17 protein-coding genes and 1 riboswitch are annotated in these 20,476 nt (G+C 66.3%); of the genes, 7 read left to right on the top strand and 10 right to left on the bottom strand.

The genetic code is table 11. The features are described 5' to 3' along the window. Together DB708_RS09425 and DB708_RS09430 are read right to left on the bottom strand one after the other, a co-directional pair. Positions 1-1,150, bottom strand: a 1,150-nt coding sequence (locus tag DB708_RS09425) for a PPE family protein (RefSeq protein ID WP_108921740.1), incomplete at its 3' end; no start/stop codon positions are given. A 129-nt stretch (positions 1,151-1,279) separates the two neighbouring features. Beyond that, a riboswitch (cobalamin riboswitch) is annotated at positions 1,280-1,460 on the bottom strand. Between the two features lie 41 nt (positions 1,461-1,501). Continuing rightward, the gene (locus tag DB708_RS09430; protein WP_108921694.1) at positions 1,502-3,100 is read right to left on the bottom strand and encodes a PucR family transcriptional regulator; all 1,599 of its coding nucleotides are present in this window, start codon (positions 3,098-3,100) and stop codon (positions 1,502-1,504) included. 83 nt (positions 3,101-3,183) lie between these two features. On the opposite strand from DB708_RS09430, the gene pruA reads away from it, so the two are divergent. Together pruA and DB708_RS09440 are read left to right on the top strand one after the other, a co-directional pair. Continuing rightward, a complete protein-coding gene (gene pruA / locus DB708_RS09435; protein ID WP_108921741.1) occupies positions 3,184-4,815 on the top strand; it encodes an L-glutamate gamma-semialdehyde dehydrogenase in 1,632 nt (543 codons plus the stop codon). Then, entirely contained in the window at positions 4,815-5,777 is a 963-nt protein-coding gene (locus DB708_RS09440) for a proline dehydrogenase family protein (RefSeq protein WP_108921695.1), read from the top strand. The genes pruA and DB708_RS09440 overlap by 1 nt, the downstream gene beginning before the upstream one ends. Positions 5,778-5,902: 125 nt before the next feature. On the opposite strand, the gene DB708_RS09445 is transcribed toward DB708_RS09440, so the two are convergent. The 8 genes from DB708_RS09445 to DB708_RS09480 are packed head-to-tail and all read right to left on the bottom strand — an operon-like array spanning position 5,903 to position 12,625. Further along, positions 5,903-6,517, bottom strand: coding sequence for a TetR/AcrR family transcriptional regulator (locus tag DB708_RS09445; RefSeq protein ID WP_108921696.1), 615 nt, complete (start codon positions 6,515-6,517; stop codon positions 5,903-5,905). 24 nt (positions 6,518-6,541) lie between these two features. After that, positions 6,542-7,708, bottom strand: a complete 1,167-nt coding sequence (locus DB708_RS09450; RefSeq protein WP_108921697.1) for a lipid-transfer protein — start codon at positions 7,706-7,708, stop codon at positions 6,542-6,544. After that, the gene (locus tag DB708_RS09455) at positions 7,705-8,172 is read right to left on the bottom strand and encodes a MaoC family dehydratase (RefSeq protein WP_108921698.1); all 468 of its coding nucleotides are present in this window, start codon (positions 8,170-8,172) and stop codon (positions 7,705-7,707) included. Before DB708_RS09455 ends, DB708_RS09450 begins: the two co-directional genes overlap by 4 nt. After that, the gene (locus DB708_RS09460) at positions 8,169-9,275 is read right to left on the bottom strand and encodes an acyl-CoA dehydrogenase family protein (protein ID WP_108921699.1); all 1,107 of its coding nucleotides are present in this window, start codon (positions 9,273-9,275) and stop codon (positions 8,169-8,171) included. Before DB708_RS09460 ends, DB708_RS09455 begins: the two co-directional genes overlap by 4 nt. Before the next feature lie 10 nt (positions 9,276-9,285). Next, entirely contained in the window at positions 9,286-9,684 is a 399-nt protein-coding gene (locus DB708_RS09465; RefSeq protein ID WP_108921700.1) for a Zn-ribbon domain-containing OB-fold protein, read from the bottom strand. After that, positions 9,681-10,232 carry a MaoC family dehydratase gene (locus tag DB708_RS09470; RefSeq protein ID WP_108921701.1) on the bottom strand — a complete coding sequence of 184 codons (552 nt, stop codon included), beginning with the start codon at positions 10,230-10,232 and terminating at the stop codon, positions 9,681-9,683. The genes DB708_RS09465 and DB708_RS09470 overlap by 4 nt, the downstream gene beginning before the upstream one ends. After that, complete coding sequence (locus tag DB708_RS09475; protein ID WP_108921702.1) at positions 10,229-11,434, bottom strand: acyl-CoA dehydrogenase family protein; 1,206 nt, start codon at positions 11,432-11,434, stop codon at positions 10,229-10,231. Before DB708_RS09475 ends, DB708_RS09470 begins: the two co-directional genes overlap by 4 nt. A gap of 3 nt (positions 11,435-11,437) precedes the next feature. Beyond that, positions 11,438-12,625 carry a cytochrome P450 gene (locus tag DB708_RS09480; protein WP_108921703.1) on the bottom strand — a complete coding sequence of 396 codons (1,188 nt, stop codon included), beginning with the start codon at positions 12,623-12,625 and terminating at the stop codon, positions 11,438-11,440. Positions 12,626-12,832: 207 nt separating this feature from the next. Here DB708_RS09480 and DB708_RS09485 point away from each other — a divergent pair, with 207 nt between their 5' ends. The 5 genes from DB708_RS09485 (at position 12,833) to DB708_RS09505 (ending at position 20,472) form a co-directional block, all read left to right on the top strand. Next, complete coding sequence (locus tag DB708_RS09485; RefSeq protein WP_108921742.1) at positions 12,833-14,302, top strand: aldehyde dehydrogenase family protein; 1,470 nt, start codon at positions 12,833-12,835, stop codon at positions 14,300-14,302. Continuing rightward, complete coding sequence (locus tag DB708_RS09490) at positions 14,299-16,521, top strand: CaiB/BaiF CoA transferase family protein (RefSeq protein WP_108921704.1); 2,223 nt, start codon at positions 14,299-14,301, stop codon at positions 16,519-16,521. Before DB708_RS09485 ends, DB708_RS09490 begins: the two co-directional genes overlap by 4 nt. Positions 16,522-16,577: 56 nt before the next feature. Continuing rightward, entirely contained in the window at positions 16,578-17,486 is a 909-nt protein-coding gene (locus DB708_RS09495; RefSeq protein WP_108921705.1) for an alpha/beta fold hydrolase, read from the top strand. Positions 17,487-17,522: 36 nt separating this feature from the next. Continuing rightward, the gene (locus tag DB708_RS09500) at positions 17,523-18,944 is read left to right on the top strand and encodes an acyl-CoA synthetase (RefSeq protein WP_108921706.1); all 1,422 of its coding nucleotides are present in this window, start codon (positions 17,523-17,525) and stop codon (positions 18,942-18,944) included. A gap of 271 nt (positions 18,945-19,215) precedes the next feature. Then, positions 19,216-20,472, top strand: coding sequence for an MFS transporter (locus tag DB708_RS09505; protein WP_108921744.1), 1,257 nt, complete (start codon positions 19,216-19,218; stop codon positions 20,470-20,472). Positions 20,473-20,476: the final 4 nt, after the last annotated feature.

A 20,476-nucleotide genomic window follows, 5' to 3' on the forward strand; every position in this document is an offset into this window, starting at 1 on the left:
GAGGCGGGGTGGGTGCCAATGCCGCCGGGACGAATGCGGGGGCCACGACGATCGGCACCACCGGGATGGCGGGCAGCCCTGCCAAACCCGTCAAGGCTGCCAAGCCGCCCGCCAGCGCGGGGACCGCCAGCGGCACCATGGACACGGTCAGGAGCGGCAGGATGATCGGGATCAGCACCAGCGTCTGTTCGAGCAACGTCTTGAGCAATGCGATGGTGTCGGTGATGATCGTGCCGATGGCTTCGATGGCGGCGAACAACAGAGTCCAGAAGATGGTCGCCGGATTGCCCGACGCGAACGCCGCCGCCAGGTCGGCCGCGATGAACGAAAAGGTCTGCGCCAGAAAGGCGAAATACGATCCGAAATCCATCGGATAGCCGAGCGCAAACGCGATGTTGAATGGGCTGAGGAAGCTCAGCGGATTACCGAGGACGGGCCGCCACGGGTTGAATCCGGAGAACAGGGCCCGAAAGAACGGGTTGTCCTTCAGCAAATCTATGAGCGGCTGGATGTACTTCCTGTAGAAGTCGCCGAACCCGATCCGGTCCAACCATTCCAGGATCTGGCTCTGCCGATTGGGCGGTAGGGACGACGCGGCCGCCGGCGTGTCGGCTGCCATGACCTGTGGCGCCGGTTCGATTTCCGGTGCGGCGGCCACCGCTGCTGTCGCAACACCCTGGTAGGTGCTCATCACGGTGGCGGCCTGGACCCACTTGCGCGCATAGTCGGCTTCGTTCAGCGCGATCGGAATGGTGTTGAGGCCGAAGAAGTTGGTTGCCGTCAAGGCGCCGTGGGTGGCGTGGTTGGCGGCCAGCTCCGGCAGGGACGGCATCGTCGCCAATGCCGCCGTGTAGGCGGTGGCCGTGAGTTCGTGCTCGGCCGCGATTGCCGCGCTGACGGCGCTGGCCTGTTCCAGCCAGGCCAGATACGGCGCGTGCGCGTCCACGTATGTCGCGGCGGTCGGGCCGTCCCAGGTTCCGGCCTGCACGGCGCCCAACAGTGCGGTCAGCTCGGCCGCCGTCTGCGCATATTCGACGCTCAATGCGCCCCACGTCAACGCGACGGCCAGCAAGGGGCCGGGCCCTGGCCCGCTGCTGAGCAGCGCCGAATGCACCTCCGGAGGTTCGGCCATCCAGATCGGCGCGGTCATCGATCGGCGCCCTGCGCTATAACGAAAACCCTTGCGGGAATGATCAAATGGCGGGTGGGGACGACAAAGTCCACCCATGCAGAACGTGACATCTACGTTTGACAGCTCTCTCGGGGTACTCCGCCCCGGGTCGCAGGACGCAATGACGCGAGTGTCCTGGCTCTCGGATCGCTGCTCGCCTCGCCTTCCGGCCTGCTGGTCGTGGCAGTTGAGGGTCGCTCCCCGATGACAGTGGCGGGACCGCGCCGGATTCGCACCGGCTTCCTACATCGTCATCACCTTACGGGTGACATTGTCGCATCCGTTGCGCCCAAGCGGACGAGGGCCGAATCGGGCGAGAGGAAGCGCGGATCACGCCGAGCGTTCCAGCAGCCGCAGCCCCAGGGAAAACAGCAGCCGCACCTCGGGATCGCCCAGTGAGGTCGACAGCCGCTTCTCGATCCGGCGCACGCGATAGCGAACCGTGTTGGGATGGACCTGCAGCCACTGCGCGGCCGCCGCGAAGTCGCCGAAGCTATCCAGGTAGACCCGAAGAGTCTCGGCCAGCACCGGGTCGTGGGTCCGCAGGTCGCGTATCCGGGGATCGACCAACCGCTCGTCGGATCCGACCAACGTGACGATCTCGTCGAGCAGGACGGTAGTGCGTGCCTCGGCCAGCGAGGTCACTTGTCCGATCGAAATCGGGTGTCGCTCAGCGCTATCGAGCACGCGATCGACCTCGCTGCGCGCCGCGGCAACGCCGGCCAAACCGGCGACCGGCGCGGCGATGGCGGCCCGCAGCTCAACTCCGAGTTCGGTGCGCAATGCGTTGATCGTGCCGCGGACCCACGAGGTGACCGACCGGGCCGCCGAGGTCTGGGGCAGCAACACATAGATGCGCGCGCCATCCGAGGCTACCTGGGAGTCTCGGCGAAAAGCGCTGGCGCTCAACGCCAAAACGTCGGTCAGCCGCGGGTGACGGGGACCGGCGTCCGTCGCGTCCCAGGCGATCAGCGCGGCGGTACCGTCAGTGGCCAGGCCCAGTTCGCGGGCGATCCCCGCCACATCGGGCGGTTCGCCGTCGGTGAGGCCGAGCAGTTGTTGCACCCGTCGCGCATGCGTCGATGGCCGGGCCGCCAGCCGGAACATGATCCGGGCGGCCAGCACCGCCGCGCCGCGCAATATCTCCTCGGCGTCGTCGGCCAGCGGCGCCGACCCCTGCTGCACCCAGATAGTCCCGGCGAACACCGGCGGTCGCCGCGGCCCGGCCGGCGGCTGATAGATGCCGATCGCCAGCCGCGGCCGCAGGCGCAACTCCGGACGTTCGTCGACGCGGACCACCTCGCCGCTGGCCCGCAGCGCGTCGAAGATGCCCCACTGGCCGATCCACTCGAGATGTTCGGGCGGCCCGGCCCGGCCCAGGATGGACAGCCGGCGCAGCTCGTCGGCTTCGTCGTTGGAGGCCGAGTAGGCGAGCACTTGCGACTGCGCGTTTTCGATGCTGACCATGCCGTGGATGCGGTCGGCCAGTGACTGCGCCAAGCCGAACAGGTCGGTGCCGGAGTCGTCCATCGGATCGGCCCGATCGCCGTGGTGCTCCAAGACGTGGTTGACCAATTGATAGATCCGCTCCCAGCGGGCCTGCGGTTCCACGGCCGCCACCGCCGACCCCACCGCGACGGCCTTGATCACCAGTGCGTTCGACGGCTCCTTGGCGAAGATCGCCACCGGGGCGCGCTCGCGAGCCTGCTTGTCGATCCATCGCAGCGCCTCGTCGTCGCTGACGCCGAGCAGAAAGAACACGTCGGCCGACCCGGCGGCCGCCGCCAGGCCCAGACGGACGTCGTCGGAATCGATCAGCGCCGCCGACCCCACCGACAGGTCCAGGCCGCGCGGGGCGTCGACCAGGCTGACCAGCGTCGCATCCAGCGCCAACAGCAGCTGGCCCAGTCCAACCCCAGGCACCCGCATGTTGTCCGATTTTACTACAAAGTCTGGATGATCTTGTCTGATCAGCTAACAGTATGCGGGGCCGCGCCGAGGATCCTGGCAGCATGGATGCGATCACCCAGGTGCCGACACCGGTCAACGAGCCGGTCCACGACTACGCCCCGCACTCTCCCGAACGCGCCCGCCTGCACGTCGAACTGGCCGAGCTGGCGGATCATCCGATCGACCTCCCGCATGTCATCGCCGGTTCGCACCGGATGGGGGACGGTGAACGCATCGATGTCGTCCAGCCGCACCGGCACGCCGCCACGCTGGGCACCCTGACCAACGCCGGCCACGCCGACGCGGTCGCGGCCATCGAAGCGGCGATGGCCGCGAAGAAGGACTGGTCGGCAATGCCTTTCGACGAGCGCGCCGCCGTGTTCCTGCGGGCCGCCGACCTGCTGGCGGGTCCGTGGCGGGAGAAGATCGCCGCCGCGACGATGCTCGGCCAGTCCAAGTCCGTATACCAGGCCGAGATCGATTCCCCGTGCGAGCAGATCGATTTCTGGCGGTTCAACGTGGCCTTCGCCCGTCAGATCATGGCGCAACAGCCAGTCAGCGGGCCGGGCGAATGGAACCGCAGCGAGTACCGCCCGCTGGACGGCTTCGTCTACGCGATCACGCCGTTCAACTTCACCTCGATCGCCGGCAACCTGCCGACGGCACCCGCGCTGATGGGCAACACCGTGGTGTGGAAGCCGTCGATCACCCAGACCCTGTCGGCATACCTGACCCTGCAGCTGCTCGAGGCCGCCGGCCTTCCGCCCGGCGTGATCAACCTGGTCACCGGCGACGGCCTCGCGGTTTCCGATGTGGCACTGGCCGATCCGCGGCTGGCCGGCATCCACTTCACCGGATCGACGGCCACCTTCCAGCATCTGTGGCAGCAGGTGGGCACCAACATCGGCCACTACCATAGCTATCCGCGGCTGGTCGGCGAGACCGGTGGCAAGGACTTCGTGGTCGCACACGCCTCGGCGCGCCCGGATGTGTTGTGCACGGCGCTGATTCGCGGGGCGTTCGACTACCAGGGCCAGAAGTGCTCGGCGGCTTCGCGGGCATTCATCCCGCATTCGGTGTGGCAGCACATGGGTGACGACTTCCTGGGCGCGGCGGCCGCGCTGAGCTACGGCGACATCACTGACCTGACCAACTACGGCGGCGCACTGATCGACCGCCGGGCGTTCACCAAGAACGTCAACGCCATCGAGCGGGCCAAGGGCGCACGCGGCGTCACCATCGCGGCCGGCGGCGAATACGACGACAGCGTCGGCTATTTCGTCCGCCCAACCGTTCTGCTGTCCGACGACCCTACCGACGAGTCTTTCTCGACCGAGTACTTCGGCCCGCTGCTGTCGGTGCACGTCTACCCCGACGATTCCTACGAGCGCATCCTCGACGTGATCGACACCGGGTCGCGTTACGCGCTGACCGGCGCGGTGATCGCCGACGACCGCCAGGCCGTACTCACCGCGCAGGACCGGTTGCGATTCGCGGCCGGGAACTTCTACGTCAACGACAAGCCGACCGGGGCGGTCGTCGGGCGCCAGCCGTTCGGCGGTTCCCGCGGTTCGGGGACCAACGACAAGGCCGGTTCGGTGCTGAATCTGCTTCGCTGGACCTCGGCACGCACCATCAAGGAGACGTTCGTCCCGGCCACGCAGTACACCTATCCGCACATGGGGTCCGACTGATGGCCGGCGTGTTCGCCAACACGCTTCGGCCGGCCATCATGGCCGCCAGCCGGCGCCACGGATTGCGCCGCGCCGCCGAAGGGCTGCCGGTCACCCGTAGGGTGGTGCACCGCTTCGTCCCGGGCGAGACGATCGATTCCGCGCTCAATAGTGTTGTGGCCCTGCGTGCGTCGAGCCGCCTGGTCAGCGTGGACTATCTGGGCGAGGACGTCTGTGATGCCGACGACGCCGATGCTGCCGCGCAGACCTACCTGGAACTGATCGAGAACCTGGGCCGTCTCGGCGATGCCGTCGGCGGAGATGTCCGGCCGCTGGAGGTGTCGGTCAAGTTGTCGGCGCTGGGCCAATCGCTGGAGCGCGACGGCGAGAAGATCGCCCGGGAAAACGCGTGGTCCATCTGCGATGCCGCCGGGCGGGCCGGCGTGTGGGTAACGGTGGACGCCGAGAACCACACCACGACCGATTCGACGCTGTCCATCGTGCGCGATCTGCAGGCCGAATTTCCTTGGCTAGGAACCGTTTTGCAGGCCTATCTGAGGCGCACGCTGGGCGACTGCGAGGAATTCGCCGCCTCGGGAGCCCGGATCCGGCTGTGCAAAGGTGCGTACGACGAGCCGGCCTCAGTGGCCTACCGGGACCGCGACGAGGTCACCGAGTCATATCTGACCTGCCTTCGGGCGTTGATGGCAGGGTCGGGTTATCCGATGATCGCCTCGCACGACCCCGTGATCATCGAGGCGGTACCGGCCATGGTCAGTCAATCAGGGCGTCACACTGACGGTTTCGAGTACCAAATGCTGTACGGCATCCGCGACGACGAACAGCGCCGACTGGCCGACGCCGGCAATCAGGTCCGGACGTATGTGCCCTTCGGCACGCAGTGGTACGGATACTTTATGCGCAGGCTGGCCGAACGCCCCGCCAACCTGACGTTCTTCCTGCGGGCGCTAGCGGGCCACTGAGTATGCGTCGTTGGCGTTGAGTGTGCGTTCAGGGTGCCGATTGTCGGCGTGTCGCCGCCGTAGACGCACACTAAAAGCCGTCAACGCACACTGGACGCGGCGGGTGAACGGCGACCGGCCCAACGCTACTGAGCGCGTCGCGGCCGCGGGCGTTCGCTGGCGAACCCGCGCACCACGTGCGCGCAGACGAATTCGGTGACGACGTCGGGGTTGTCCATGTCCCGGATCGGCGACGGTGTGCTGAACAGCGAGAACAGGATTCGCGCGAACCATTCACCCGCGGCTTCGACGTCCAGGTCCTTGCGGACCTCACCGGTCAGCTTGGCGGCGGACAGGTAGGGCGCCAGGAAGTCCACGCATTCGCGCAGCAGTACGGCCGCATCCTTGGTCAGCAGCAGACTGATCGCGTCTTCGTCGAAGTACTCCTCGGAGGCCATCACCCGTCGCGCCTGCATCACGAATACCGCTGCCGCACAAAGCTTGTCCTCAAGCGTGCCGCCCCCATCCATCGCCATGGACATCTCGCGATAGAACCACTCGGACGCATGCTCGGCGCACGCCTCGACGATGGCGGCCTTGTCGGAAAAGTACTCGTAGATGGTGCTGCGTGACACCCCGGCCCGCTTGGCGATGTCGACGATCGTCGCCTTCTGCAAACCCTGCTTGCCGAAACACCAGAACGCGGACTCGACGATGAGCTCGCGGGTATCGGCCGTCTGAGTCAACTCGGAAGCCGTCATGGTGTCCTCCCCTCTACGACGCGCTTACCCGGCCGGCGCGAGAATCAGGCCACTGGTCGGCACTCCGGTTCCGGAGGTGACCAACACGTGTTCGACATTGTCGACCTGGTTATGTGACGTTCCGCGAATCTGGCGCACGCCTTCGGTGATGCCGTTCATCCCGTGGATGTAGGCCTCGCCGAGCAGTCCGCCATTGGTGTTGATCGGGAATTGCCCGCCTAGCGAGAGCCGTTCGACGGTGGCGAAGTCTTTGGCTTCGCCACGTCCGCAGAACCCGAGTTCTTCGAGCTGGGTGAACACGAAAGGCGTGAAATGGTCATAGATGAACGCGGTTTGGATGTCTTGGGGCTTGAGGCCGGAGTCACGCCACAGCCGGTCGGCGACCACGCCCATCTCCGGGAGCCCGGTGATGTCGTTGCGGTAATAGCTGGTCATCATTTCGCCGTTGGCCGCCGCGCCCTGGGCGGCCGCGCTGATGATCGCCGGCGGCTGCCTCAGGTCGCGAGCGCGTTCGGCGCTGGTCACCACCAGCGCGACTCCGCCGTCGCTCTCCTGACAGCAATCCAGCAGTCGCAGTACGGGTTCGACGATCCAGCGGGAATTCTGATGGTCTTCCAGCGTGATCGGCCGCTGGTAGAACCACGCGTCGGGGTTGGTAGCGGCGTGCTTGCGGTCGACGACCGCGATGCGGCCGAAGTCCTCGTTGGTGACGCCATAGGTCGACATGTAGCGCTGCGCGTGCATCGCGACCCACGCTGCGGGAGTGAGCAATCCGAATGGCGCGTAGTGCGCCATGAACAACGGGGTCTCCGCACTGGTGCGTCCGCTGCCGCCGAACCGGAACCCGGAGCGTTCGTTGAAGGCCCGCCAGCACACCACCACATCGGCGACGCCACTCGCGACGGCCATGGCCGCGTGCACGACCGTGCCGGACGCCGCGCCGCCGCCGTGATGCACCCGGGAGAAGAAGCTGAGATCGCCGATGCCCACGTTGCGGGCGATGTCGATCTCGTCGCTGGAGTCCATCGTGAAGGTGACCATGCCGTCGACGTCACTGGGGGCCAAGCCGGCATCGTCGAGCGCGGCGCTGACCGCTTCGCACGCCAATTGCAGTTCACTGCGCCCGGATTCCTTGGAGAACTCGGTTTGACCGATTCCGGCGATCGCGCAGCTGCCGGGTAGGGCGCTCATGCTCCACCCCTTATTAAGGCTCCGTCGAGCAGGCTGAGGATCGCGGTACCCGAGACATGGTCACCAAGGCTGTTGGAACCCCTGAAGGTGACCTCGACGAAGTTCTCGCCGCCCGTCCCTTCGGTCTTGCCGGTCACGCTCCCGGTGAAGCGCAGCGGATCGTCGGGAAAACACGGCACGCCAAGCCGGATCGAGAGATTCTTGACCATCGCTTCGGGGCCGGCCCAGTCGGTCAGGAAGCGCACGCAATATCCGTTGGTGGTCAGGATGTTCATGAACAGGTTGGGCGATCCCTGCTTCTTGGCGTATTCAACATCGTGGTGCACCGGCATGAAGTCACGCGACGCGATCGCGCCGGCAACGATCATCGTTGTGGTGATCGGGATTTCGAGCGGGGTGGCCTCGTCACCGACATTGATGTCGGCCCACTTCAGCGTGGTGGTGCGGTTTGCGGTCGTCGTCATCGGTTTCCTTCTTGATAGGTGCTGCCGATAGCGGCCAGCTGCGCGGTGGCGCAGCCTTGAGTGAGCTCGTTGTGCTTGGCCCAGAGGAAATAGCGGTGCAGGGGATAGGTGACGTCGATCCCGATCCCGCCGTGCACATGCTGAGTAGTGGAGGCGACGCGCGCGCCGGCGTCGGCGGCCCAGAACTTCGCGATGCGCGCAGCCCGCTGCGCGGGACGTCCGTTGGCGATCAGCCAGGCCGCATGCCAGGTGGTCCATCGGATCGCTTCGACGTCGATAAAGGCGTCGGCCAGTCGCTGTTGCACGGCCTGGAAGCTGCCGATCGGACGGCCGAATTGCTCACGTCCGCTGGTGTATTCCGCGGCGATTCGCAAAGCCCGCTCGGCGACACCGAGCTGGATCGCGCACAGCCCGACCAACGCGCGGGTGTAGAGCGATTCTATTCCGCCGTCGAGCCGGTCGGCCGCGGAAACAGTTGCACCATCGAGGAATACGTCGGCGTGCGGTTCGCGGTTGGTGGTCGCCACCGGCCGGACCTCAACACCGGATGCGCCACATGGCAGCAGGAACAGGCTCACCTGGCCGTCGTCGGTGCTGGCGGGCACCACGACGGTATCGGCGAGCTGGGCGGCCGGCACCAGTTCCTTGATCCCCTCGAGCCGCCAGTTCTGGCCGTCTCGGCGGGCCTTGGTGACGGGGCTCATCGGGTTGGACCGGCCGGGTTCTTGTAGCCCCGCGGTCAGGATGCGGGTTCCGGCGACGACGTCGGGCAGGAACCGTTGTTGCTGCTCGCGAGTTCCGTGCCGGGCAATGGGATCCGCGCCCAGCACCAGGGTCGCGTAGGCCGGCACCGGCGCGACGCTCCATCCGACCTCGGCCAGCAGCACGCCGAGTTCCACGAAGCCGCCGCCGTTGCCGCCCAACGATTCCGGCAACCCGGTGCCGAGCAGGTCGACGGACGCGAGTTCTTTCCAGAGTGCGGCGTCGTAACGGGTCTGGCCGGCTTCGAGTTCGGTGCGCCGCTCAGGGGTGGCGCGGCGGTCAAAGAGATCGCGGGCCAGCTTGCTGATGGTCTCTTGCTCTTCGGTGAAGGTGAAGTCCATGCGGCATTACCTAGCTGCTCGGCCGGAACTGATGCAGCACAAGGTCGTTGTCGAAGGCTTGGTAAAAAACCTCGACCGGCATCCCGACCGTGACGTCCGCCGGGTCGATTTCGCACAGGTTCGACACCAACCGCACCCCCTCGGCGAGCTCCACCAGCACCACGATGTAGGGATACTCGAAGAACGGAAACTTGGGTTCGTGCGGCATTACGTAGCTGTAGACGGTGCCGCGGCCGCAGGACTCGATGGGCTCCCAATCCAGGGAACGGCAGCCCGGACACATCGGCCGCGCCGGATTGCGCAGCGTTGCGCACCCCTTACAGCGCTGGATCAGCAGCTTGTGCTCGCGCAGCCCGTTCCAGAAGAACTCGGTGTCCGGACTGATCGCCGGTGCCAGTCTGGCGGTCATGAGTTCTCCGGCTTGAAGCGCAGCACCCGGAATCGCTGGCGGCCCAGCACTTCGCCGTTCTGGTCGGTGTAGGTGATCACCCAGGTCAAGAAGAATCCGGATCCCTTCGCCGTCTTCTTCTCGTCGGAGACTTCCTCGAACACCGACGTCGCGCTGATCACGTCGCCGAGTGCGGGATAGCGTTCGATCTCGAATTCCGAGTTGGTCGCCACCGTGCTGCTGTAGCCGGCTTCGTCCAGGAACGCCGTGGGGTTGTCCTTGATCTCCATCGGGGCGCCGCCGCGCTCGCCGATGCCCTCCAGCTTAGGTGACGGCATCGTCCACGTTTGCAGCATGACCGGCGGTGACACGATGCCGCCGAACCGCGACGCGGCCGCGAACTCCGGGTCGAGGTAGACCGGGTTCATGTCGTCGAGCGCGTAAGCCCAATGCCGGATCATCGGCTGGTTCACCGGATCCGGTGCAAGGGTTGGCTTTCCGCTGCCGCCGGTGGGCTGATTGACGAGCCCCCGCAACTTGGTGCGGAACTCGGGATCTTGGTCGGTCACTGGATGGATCCTCCTGACTTTTCCGTGGCCCGAAGGTCACGAGGTGCCCGTGGCATGCCCAATCCCGCCATGGCGATGATGTCACGTTGAATTTCGTTGGCGCCCCCGCCGAACGTATTGATGACCGCGAACCGGTACGCGGATTCGCACGCCCCCCGCAGTGGCGCGTCGTTGCCGCGGCGTAATCCGTTGTGGTCGAGCACTTCCAGCAATTGACGGGCGACCTGCTGGGTGAGTTCGGTCCCGAACACCTTCGCGGCCGAGGCTTCGCCCATATTGAGCACGCCCTTGGTCATCGCCGCATTGACCCGCAGATTGATCAGCTTGTACGCGGCGACCTGCGCCTCGACCCGGGCCAGCACCTGCTGAACCCACGGCTGGTCGATGACGCGCCCGTCGTCGAGCGGAGTGCTACGTGCCCACTCCAGTGTCTTTTCGAACAGCGGCTCGAGCGCTCCGAGATTGCCCAGCGCCGCGCGTTCGAAGTTCAGCTGCGTGGTGATCAGTTGCCAGCCCTGATTCTCGCCGCCCACCAGGGCGCTCGCCGGGACTCGCACGTCGTCGTAGAACGTGTAGAAGGTGGAGATGCCCGGCATGGTGTGCAGCGGCTGCCAGGAGAAGCCGGGCGACGAGGTGGGGACGATGAGGATGGAAATCCCCTTGTGCTTCTTGGCATTCGGATCGGTACGTGCGGCGAGCCAGATGTAGTCGGCGTAGGCGGCGCCGCTGGTGAACATCTTCTGCCCGTTGATCACGTACTCGTCGCCGTCGCGAACCGCGGTGGTGCGTACCGACGCCAGGTCGCTTCCGGCGCCGGGCTCGGAATAGCCGATCGCGAACTCGACGCTGCCGTCGAGAATCGACGGTAGAAACTTCTGCTTCTGCTCCTCGGTGCCGCACTGCATCAGGGTCGGCCCGACGGTGCCGAGCGTCACCAGCGGGATCGGAGCGTCGACCCGGCGCGCCTCTTCGGAGAAGATGAATTGTTCGATCGCCGAGAAACCGCGTCCGCCATATTCTTTGGGCCAGCCGACGCCGAGCAGGTCGGCCGCGGCCAGAGCGCGGACGCACTCCCGCACCTGGGGACCGCCCTCGATGCGGTCCTTGATCGCGTCGGTGCGCTCGGGTGTCATCACCTGTTCCAGCTTGCTGCGGAACTCGGCGCGCAACTGCTCCTGCTCGGGGGTGTACTCGAGTTGCATTGCTCAGCCGCCCGTTCCGAGCCGCACCGGCATGCGTTTCACTCCGGGCACCATCGTGGCGCGCATTCGGTCGACCTCACCCGCCAGCTCGATGGCGGGGAAGCGCCGCAGCAACTCGTCGAACATCACCGTCGCCTCCAGGCGCGCCAATTGCGCACCGATGCACGAATGTTCGCCGCAGCCGAACGCGATGTGCGGATTCGGATGCCGGGTCACTTTGAATTCCTCTGAGTCGGCACCGAATACGTCCTCGTCCCGGTTGGCCGATCCGTACAACATCACCACCACCTCGCCTGCGGCGATCGGCCGACCACGAATCTCGACGTCGGCAGTGGCGGTGCGGGCCATGTGGACCACCGGACTGTTCCACCGCAGCATCTCTTCGACGGCGAGTGGGATCAGCGCCGGGTCCTCGACGAGTAACCGGCGCTGGTCGGGATGTGCGATCAGCGCCAGCGTGCCCAGCGCGATCAGATTGCGGGTGGTTTCGTTTCCGGCGACCAGCAGCAGGAACGCGAAGTTGAGCAGGTCTTCGTCGGTGAGCCGCTGGTCATCGATCTCGGCGCCGGCCAGCACCGACAGCAAGTCGTCGCGTGGTTGGATGCGCCGCGCGGCGATCAGCTGCTGGAAGTACTCGTAGAGCTGCCCGGCCGCGACCAACGGGTCGAGCTCGATCTCCGGATCGGCCGTTCCGGTGGCCGCATCCGACCAGGCCCGGAATTGCTCCCAGTCGTCCGGCGGGGCGCCGATGAGTTCGGCGATCAGGCGGGTGGGCAGCGGAGCCGCGATCTGTTCGGCGAACTCGTGCACCGAACCCGGCTCGATGCCGTCGAGGATGCCCGCCACGATCTCGCGGATCTTCGGCTCGAGCACCGATACCCGGCGCCTGGTGAATCCCGAGTTGATCAGCTTGCGCATCTGCCGGTGGCGCGGCGGATCGGTGAAGATGAGACTGCCCTGCTGCACCGGGTTGGGCAGATGCGGATCGGGGATGGTGACGCCCTGCGTGGAGGTGAACAGGGCCGGGTTACTCGACACGAAGCGGATGTCCTCGTACTTGAGCAGCGCCCAGAACTTGGTGACGTCGTTCCAGCACACCGGCGACGCCGCACGCAGTTCCCGGTACGCCGGGTAGGGATCGCCCGCATAGAAGTCGGGGGAGTGCAGTTCAAAGGTGGTCTGCACGGCCATGCCTCCCTAGGGCTCCGGCAGGATCACCATCGGACAGATTGCCTTAATGTGTCCTGCGAGGTCGTGTCTACTCTGGGCTGCCCAACCCTGTCAATACGCCCGCAACGCGGTGCAATAGCCCGGAATTCAGGGGATCGGTGATTGACGCCATAGGTGCTGGGGTGTACACCAGGTGTTTAGGTGACCGACTTTCGGGTGAGGATGCAGATGACCGAGCTACCAACTCCGGGAACTCTTGTCGACACTTACCAGCTCTACATCGATGGCCAGAGGGTAGCGCCGGACGATGGTCGCTTCGACGACATCTCGCCGGCCAGTGAGCAGACCATCGCTACCGCTCCCGACGCGAGCGTCAGCCAGGTTGGCGACGCGATCGCGGCCGCGCGCCGGGCTTTCGACAGCGGACCGTGGGGCACGATGAGCGCCGAGCAGCGCGCCGGGTGCCTGAACCAGTTGGGCGAGGCGCTGACCAAGCATGCCGACGAGTTCTTCGCGCTATCCCAGCTGGAATGGGGCTGCATCGCCAATGAGCGGATGATGCAGATCGACGGCGCCGGGTTCATGTCCATGCATGCCGCCCAGCTCGCTACCCAGCTCACCGACCAAGAGGTCACTGGTATCAGCGCCGGAACCACGTTGCTGCGGCACGCGCCGTTGGGTGTGGTATCGGTGTTGACACCGTGGAACTTCCCGCACTGTTTGAACGTGATGAAGCTCAATCATGCTCTGGCAGCAGGCAATACCGTCGTACTCAAGCCCTCGCCGTTGACACCGCTGGCCGGTTTGGCGCTGGCGCGACTCATCGACGAGCACACCGACATCCCGCCCGGGGTGGTCAACGTGGTCACGCCGTCGGGCGTCGAGGCGGCCAAGTTGCTGACCACCGACCAGCGCATCGACATGGTGAGCTTCACCGGCAGCTCGGTCGTCGGTCGCGAGGTGATGTCCGCCGCCGCGGACACGATGAAGCGGATCCTGCTGGAGTTGGGCGGCAAGTCGGCGAGCATCGTCCTCGACGACACGCAGGTCACCGACGAAATGCTGGAAAAGATGCTGTTCGACTGCTGTTCGCTGCACGCTGGTCAGGCGTGCATCCTGCACAGCCGGCTGCTGCTTCCCGATTCGCTGCACGACGATGTCGTCGACCGGCTGGTGGCGCTGGCCCGCAAGGTCAAAGTCGGCGACCCCACTGATCCGGACGTGCAGATGGGACCGCTGATCAGTTGGGCGCAGCGCAATCGCGTCGAGGACCACGTCTCGCGGGCGCTGGGCGACGGAGCGAAACTGGCGACCGGTGGCCGCCGCCCGCCCGACCTCGATGCCGGCTTCTACTTCGAGCCGACGATTCTGACTGACGTGCAACAGGATTCGGCCATCGCCCAGGAAGAAGTATTCGGTCCGGTGTTGACGGTGCTGCGCTACCGCGACGACGACGACGCGGTCGCGATCGCGAACAACTCGCAGTACGGGCTTTCCGGTGCGGTGTGGGGCGGCGACGTGGACCGTGCTGTCGGGATCGCGCGCCGCATCCGTAGCGGCCAGGTCGCGGTCAACGGCATCAGTCCGGGCGGCGCGCCGTTCGGCGGCTTCAAACTCAGCGGGCTGGGGCGTGAGGGCGGTGGCATCGTCGGGTTACACCAGTACATGGAACCGATGGCCATCGGGGTTCCCGGGTGACGGGACCCCTCGCGGGGCTGTCCGTCGTCGAAATCGCAACCGAAATCTCAGGCCCCTACGCCGCCAAGCAACTTGCCGACCTGGGCGCCGAGGTCACCAAAATCGAGCCGCCTGAAGGGGATCCGCTGCGGCGTTGGGGCCCCTTTTCGGCCGGGAATGCCGACCGACAATGCGGCGGCTTGTTCGAGTACCTGAATGCCGGCAAGCGCGTCACGACTCTGGACGATGCCAGTGAGCTGATCGCGCATGCGGACCTGCTGGTCGAGAATCTCGGACCCGGAACGCTGGAAGGTTGGGGATTCGACAACGACACCCTGGGCAAGATCAACCCGAACCTGTTGTTGCTCCGCATATCCGCGTTCGGGCAGTCTGGGCCGTGGCGGGGCCGGCCGGCCACGTCGCTGACCCTGCAGGCGGCGTCGGGCTGGGTCAGCGCCCGAGATCCCGACCGGCCACCGGTGCAGGTGGGCGCCCGCATCGCCGAATACGTTGCGGGCGCCTATGGCGCGTTGGGCGCGTTGACCGCGCTGCGCCTACCACCTGCGGGCCACGTGCGGGAAGTCGACGTTTCCGAACTCGAGTCGCTGCTGTCGACGCTGCCGTATCCAATGCTGATGGCGCAGAAGATGGGAAGTCTCGGCTTGCCCACCAACGCTCGCGGGGCCCCGATGCTGGGCGTCGTTCGCGCCGCCGACGGCTGGGTGGGGATCAACTGTCTGACGGGCCAGCATTGGCTCGACGTGTGCGCGATGCTCGGCCTGTCGGAGTTCGCCGAGCAGCAGATCGCGATCATGATGGGCGGCCCCGAGCGCGCCGAATTCTACGCTCGCGCAGAGCCGTTGCTCGCGCAGCAAACCGTCGCGCAGATCGTCGACCTGAGCCAGGCGTTACGCATTCCGGCCGCTCCGGTCAACGACGGCGCCACCGTGCTGGAATGTCCGCAATACGCCAAGCGCGAGTTCTTCGTTGATGGCGGGGGATTCCAACGCCCCGGGGCGCCGTTCCGGTTCACTAAAGGCCCGGTGGTACGGCAGCATCCGGTGCCCCCTCGAACGTCGGGAACCCTTCCGTTCGCGGGACTGAAAGTCCTTGACCTGACCACCTTCTGGGCGGGAGCCTATCTGACCTGTTACCTGGGTGCGTTCGGGGCCGACATCGTCAAGGTGGAGTCCATGCAGCGGCCCGACGGATTCCGCTATTCGGGCGCGTTTCCCTTCGAGGGCGACGACTGGTACGAGCGCAGCGGGCTATGGCAGGCCACCAACCTCAATAAGAAAGACCTGACCCTGGACCTGACGTCGGTGCGCGGCCTAGAGATCGCCAAGCGGCTGGCCGCGCAGGCTGACGTCGTCTTGGAGAACTTCTCACCGCGAGTGGTGGAGCAGTTCGGTCTGGACTACGAATCCCTGGCGGCGCTGAAGCCCGACGTGATCTTCGTCCGTATGCCGGGTTTCGGCTTGCACGGCCCTTGGCGCGACTACGTCGGGTGGGCGTTGAACTTCGAGCAGACAGCCGGGATGTCGGCGGTCACCGGATACCCCGACGGGCCGCCCTGCAACCCGCAAGGACCCGCCGATCCCGTCGTCGGTGTGCACGCCGGCGTCGCGCTGTTGGCCGCACTCGAGCACCGGCGCCGTACCGGTGAGGGTCAGCTGGTCGAGGTCGCCCAGATCGAGGTCGCCGCGTGCGTGACCGCCGAGCCGGTGATCGAGTATTCGATGAATGGTGTTGTGCAGCAACGGGAAGGGAATCGCCGGCGCGGTTACCTGCAGGGGGTGTATCCGACCGCCGAGGACGGTGTGTGGGTCGCATTGTCCGTCCCCGACGATTCGACGCTCGACCACGACGTCTTCGACGAGCTGGTCGCCGGCTGGACCAGGACCCAGCAGCCGGACGCTATCGTCGAAACCTTTCGAGCGCAAGGCATTCCGGCTGAGCAGGTGATCACCGGCGAGCAGATGTATGACCCCGGGCTGATCGGTGGCCAGCTCGACGCGCGCGGATACTACGAAGAGTTCGAACACCCGATCACCGGCGGCCACCGCTATCCCGGCTGGCCGTTTCGCATCACCCCCGGGCCGGACCGCCACCACCGCAGCGCCCCGCCCACCCTCGGGCAGCACAACGACGAGGTGCTGCGCGGTCTCGGCCTTTCCGACGACGAGCTGGCGACCCTGCGGAACGAACGGGTGATCGGTGAGCGGGTGCTGGGCGCCTAGCCCGCCCGGGCCGGTGCGCCTTCCGTGGGCGACACCTGACGTGCCAAGCTGCTGACATGGTCTTCGAAATCGCCCGCCCCAAACTAGAAGGAAACGTCGCGGTCGGCGTAGACCGCCAAATCGGGTTCGCCGAATTCGGTGACCCGCAGGGGCGGGCGGTGTTCTGGCTGCACGGCACACCGGGCGCCCGCCGGCAGATTCCGACCGAGGCCCGCGTCTACGCCGAAGAGCACGGCATCCGGCTGATCGGCCTGGACCGCCCCGGGATCGGCTCGTCGACGCCGCACCGGTACCAGAACATCGCCGCCTTCGCCGACGACCTGCGCACGATTGCGGACATTCTGGGCATCGACAAAATGGCCGTCATCGGCCTGTCCGGCGGCGGTCCGTACGCCCTCGCGTCAGCCGCGCGGCTGCCCGATCGGGTGGTGGCGGCCGGGATTCTTGGCGGCGTCGCGCCGTTCCTCGGTGACGAAGGCATCACCAGCGGCCTGATGAACCTGGGCAAGCGGGTGGCACCGCTGCTGCAGCTGGGCGGTGATCCGTTGCGGATCGGCGCCAGCCTGCTGGTCCGCTCGATCCGCCCGGTCGCGAACACCGCCCTGTCTCTGTATGCCGCGATCTCGCCCGAAGCTGATCGGCGCCTGCTCACCCGGCCCGAGTTCGGCGCCATGTTCCTCGACGACCTGCTCAACGGCAGCCGCAAGCAGCTGGCGGCCCCCTTCAACGACGTCATCCTGTTCACCCGCGACTGGGGATTCCGGCTCGACGAGGTCGCGGTCCCGGTCCGCTGGTGGCACGGCGACCACGACCACATCGTGCCCTTCGCGCACGGCGAGCACGTGGTGTCCCTGCTGCCCGACTGCGAGCTGTTCGTGCTGCCGGGTGAAAGCCATCTCGCCGGGTTGGGCCGCGGCGAAGAGATCCTCTCCACACTGACGAAAATCTGGGACGAGCAGGCCTGACGCCGCGTTGCCGGATTGTCTAGGTAGTGTGCTGACGTGCTGCTGGCATCGCTGGACCCCGCCGCTGTTACCGCGACCGACATCCCTGATGCGGTCAGGATCGACGGCGCTGTATTGAGTCGCAGCGACCTGGTCGGTGGTGCGACGTCGGTGGCGGAACGCGTCGGCGGCGCGGGCCTGGTTGCGATCCTGGCCACCCCAACCGTCTCGACCGTGCTGGCGGTCACCGGCTGCTTGATCGCCGGCGTCCCGTTCGTCCCGGTGCCCTCCGACGTCGGGGTGGCCGAACGCCGGCACATGCTGACTGACTCCGGCGCGCACGCCTGGTTGGGACCGGAGCCGGACGACCTAGAGGGTCTGCCGCACATCCCGGTCCGATTGCACGCCCGCTCCTGGCACCGCTATCCCGAGCCGCCGCCCGAGGCCACCGCCATGGTCATCTACACCTCGGGCACCACGGGTCTGCCCAAGGGTGTGGTGGTGAGCCGCTCCGCGATCGCCGCCGATCTGGACGCACTGGCGCAGGCGTGGCAGTGGACACCAGACGACGTGCTGGTGCACGGCTTGCCGCTGTTCCACATCCACGGGTTGGTGCTCGGCCTGCTCGGGTCGTTGCGGGTCGGAAATCGCTTCGTGCACACCGGAAAACCGACACCGGCGGGCTACGCCCAGGCCCGTTCGGAATTCGGTGGCACGCTTTATTTCGCGGTGCCGACGGTGTGGTCGCGCGTGGTGGCCGATCAGGCGGCCGCCGAGACGCTACGAGGAGCGCGGCTATTGGTGTCCGGGAGCGCGGCGCTGCCGGTGCCGGTGTTCGACCGGCTGGAACAACTCACCGGGCACCGGCCCATCGAGCGCTACGGCGCCTCGGAGTCGTTGATCACGGTGTCGACGCGAGCCGACGGCGAGCGCCGCCCCGGCTGGGTCGGCCTGCCACTGGCCGGCATCGAGACCAGATTGCTCGACGACGCCGGCGAACTCGTCGCGCACGACGGGGAAACCGTTGGAAAGCTTCAGGTTCGTGGCGCGACGATGTTCGACGGCTACCTGAATCGGCCGGACGCCACCGCCGAGTCCTTCGATGCCGATGGTTGGTACCGCACCGGCGACGTCGCGGTCATCGGTGCCGACGGCATGCATCGCATCGTGGGCCGCGAATCGGTTGACCTGATCAAGTCGGGCGGATATCGGATAGGCGCGGGCGAAATCGAAACGTCGCTGCTCGGGCATCCGGGTGTGCAGGAAGCGGCCGTTGTCGGCATGCCCGACGACGACCTGGGCCAACGGATCGTCGCATTCGTGGTCGGCTCGTCCGATCTCAACACCGACGAACTGATTAACTTTGTCGCCCAAGACCTTTCGATACACAAGCGACCGCGTGAGGTCCGCCTGGTGGAGGCGTTGCCACGCAATGCGATGGGCAAGGTCGTCAAAAAGCAGCTGCTGTCCGAGGGATGAGACGCCGAGCCATTTCTGGTAAGCAGGTTTAGGGGGCGTCATACCGGCCGGGTAACAAACCGGTCACAGAATGGCTTGTCAGCTGGAACTTTGAGTGACACGCAGGATATTGACAGGCTTTCGGACGAGCAAGAGCCCACCCCTTCGCCTAATTTCGTTTGTGACATGCAGGCAAACACACCAAGGGGACAGTTAGGAATGTGCCATGGGTGAGTCGATCCGCCCAGCGGACCTTGTGACGACGATCGCGGACAAACCGCGCGCCACACCGATGACGCGTGTTGCGGTCTCGTGCCTGGTCGGCTCGGCAATCGAGTTCTACGACTTCCTGATCTACGGCACCGCGGCAGCGCTGGTGTTTCCCGCCGTGTTCTTCCCGAGCCTCACTCCCGGCGTCGCGATGGTCGCCTCGATGGGGACATTCGCCACAGCGTTTTTGTCCCGGCCCATCGGTGCGGCCGTTTTCGGCTACTTCGGTGACCGGCTGGGCCGCAAGAAGACGCTGGTTTCCACGCTGATGATCATGGCCGTGGCCACTGTGGGCGTGGGCCTGGTTCCCACCACCGCATCCATCGGGATGGCCGCGCCGTTGCTCCTAATGGGACTGCGGCTGCTGCAGGGGTTCGCGGTGGGCGGCGAATGGGCCGGGTCGGCGTTGCTGAGCGCCGAGTACGCACCCGGTGGCCGCCGTGGCCTGTACGGCATGTTCACCCTGCTGGGCGGCGGCATCGCCGGAGTGCTGAGCAGCCTGACCTTTCTGGGCGTGAACGTCACCATCGGCGAATACAGCCCCGAGTTCCTGCAGTGGGGATGGCGGGTGCCGTTTCTGATCAGCTCGGTCTTGATCGCGCTGGCCCTGTACGTGCGACTCAACATCGACGAGACTCCGGTGTTCGCCGAGGAGAAATCCCGCAACCTGGTGCCCAAAGCGCCGCTGACCGAGGTGTTTCGCCTGCAGGGGCGGGAGATTTTTCTCGCTGCGGGCAGCGTGCTGGGCACCATGGCGTTCTGCTATATGGGCAACACCTATCTGGCGATGTACGCCCACACCCACTTGGGCTACACCCGCAGCTTCATCTGGTCGGTCGGCGTGCTCAGCGGCGTGATGAGCATCGTGTCCGTGGTGATCTCGGCCAGCATGTGCGATCGGCTCGGCCGGCGCCGGATCATGTTGATGGGCTGGGCGGCCTCGGTGCCGTGGGCGTTCGTGGTGATTCCGCTGATCGACACCGGCAATCGCTCGCTGTACGCGGTCGCGATCGCCGGCACCTTCGCGGTCACCGGGTTCGGCAGCGGGCCGACGGCAGCCTTCATCCCGGAGCTTTTCGCCACCCGCTACCGCTACAGCGGCTCGGCGCTTTCGATCAACCTGGCTGGCGTCCTCGGTGGGGCCCTGCCGCCGCTGATCGCCGGAACCCTGCTGACGACCTACGGCAGTTGGTCGATCGGTGCAATGCTCGGCGCGCTCGCGCTGACCAGCCTGGTCTGCACCTACCTGCTGCCCGAAACCCACGGCACCCAGCTGTAGGCAC

The sequence above is a fragment of the Mycobacterium montefiorense genome (assembly GCF_003112775.1).
Classification (GTDB): Bacteria; Actinomycetota; Actinomycetes; order Mycobacteriales; family Mycobacteriaceae; genus Mycobacterium; species Mycobacterium montefiorense.

Excerpts from the sequence above, each read along its gene's own strand:
- DB708_RS09430 (WP_108921694.1), bottom strand. The coding sequence starts at position 3,100 with ATGCGGGTGCCTGGGGTTGGACTGGGCCAGCTGCTGTTGGCGCTGGAT.
- pruA (WP_108921741.1), top strand. The coding sequence starts at position 3,184 with ATGGATGCGATCACCCAGGTGCCGACACCGGTCAACGAGCCGGTCCAC.
- DB708_RS09440 (WP_108921695.1), top strand. The coding sequence starts at position 4,815 with ATGGCCGGCGTGTTCGCCAACACGCTTCGGCCGGCCATCATGGCCGCC.
- DB708_RS09445 (WP_108921696.1), bottom strand. The coding sequence starts at position 6,517 with ATGACGGCTTCCGAGTTGACTCAGACGGCCGATACCCGCGAGCTCATC.
- DB708_RS09450 (WP_108921697.1), bottom strand. The coding sequence starts at position 7,708 with ATGAGCGCCCTACCCGGCAGCTGCGCGATCGCCGGAATCGGTCAAACC.
- DB708_RS09455 (WP_108921698.1), bottom strand. The coding sequence starts at position 8,172 with ATGACGACGACCGCAAACCGCACCACCACGCTGAAGTGGGCCGACATC.
- DB708_RS09460 (WP_108921699.1), bottom strand. The coding sequence starts at position 9,275 with ATGGACTTCACCTTCACCGAAGAGCAAGAGACCATCAGCAAGCTGGCC.
- DB708_RS09465 (WP_108921700.1), bottom strand. The coding sequence starts at position 9,684 with ATGACCGCCAGACTGGCACCGGCGATCAGTCCGGACACCGAGTTCTTC.
- DB708_RS09475 (WP_108921702.1), bottom strand. The coding sequence starts at position 11,434 with ATGCAACTCGAGTACACCCCCGAGCAGGAGCAGTTGCGCGCCGAGTTC.
- DB708_RS09480 (WP_108921703.1), bottom strand. The coding sequence starts at position 12,625 with ATGGCCGTGCAGACCACCTTTGAACTGCACTCCCCCGACTTCTATGCG.
- DB708_RS09485 (WP_108921742.1), top strand. The coding sequence starts at position 12,833 with ATGACCGAGCTACCAACTCCGGGAACTCTTGTCGACACTTACCAGCTC.
- DB708_RS09495 (WP_108921705.1), top strand. The coding sequence starts at position 16,578 with ATGGTCTTCGAAATCGCCCGCCCCAAACTAGAAGGAAACGTCGCGGTC.
- DB708_RS09505 (WP_108921744.1), top strand. The coding sequence starts at position 19,216 with ATGACGCGTGTTGCGGTCTCGTGCCTGGTCGGCTCGGCAATCGAGTTC.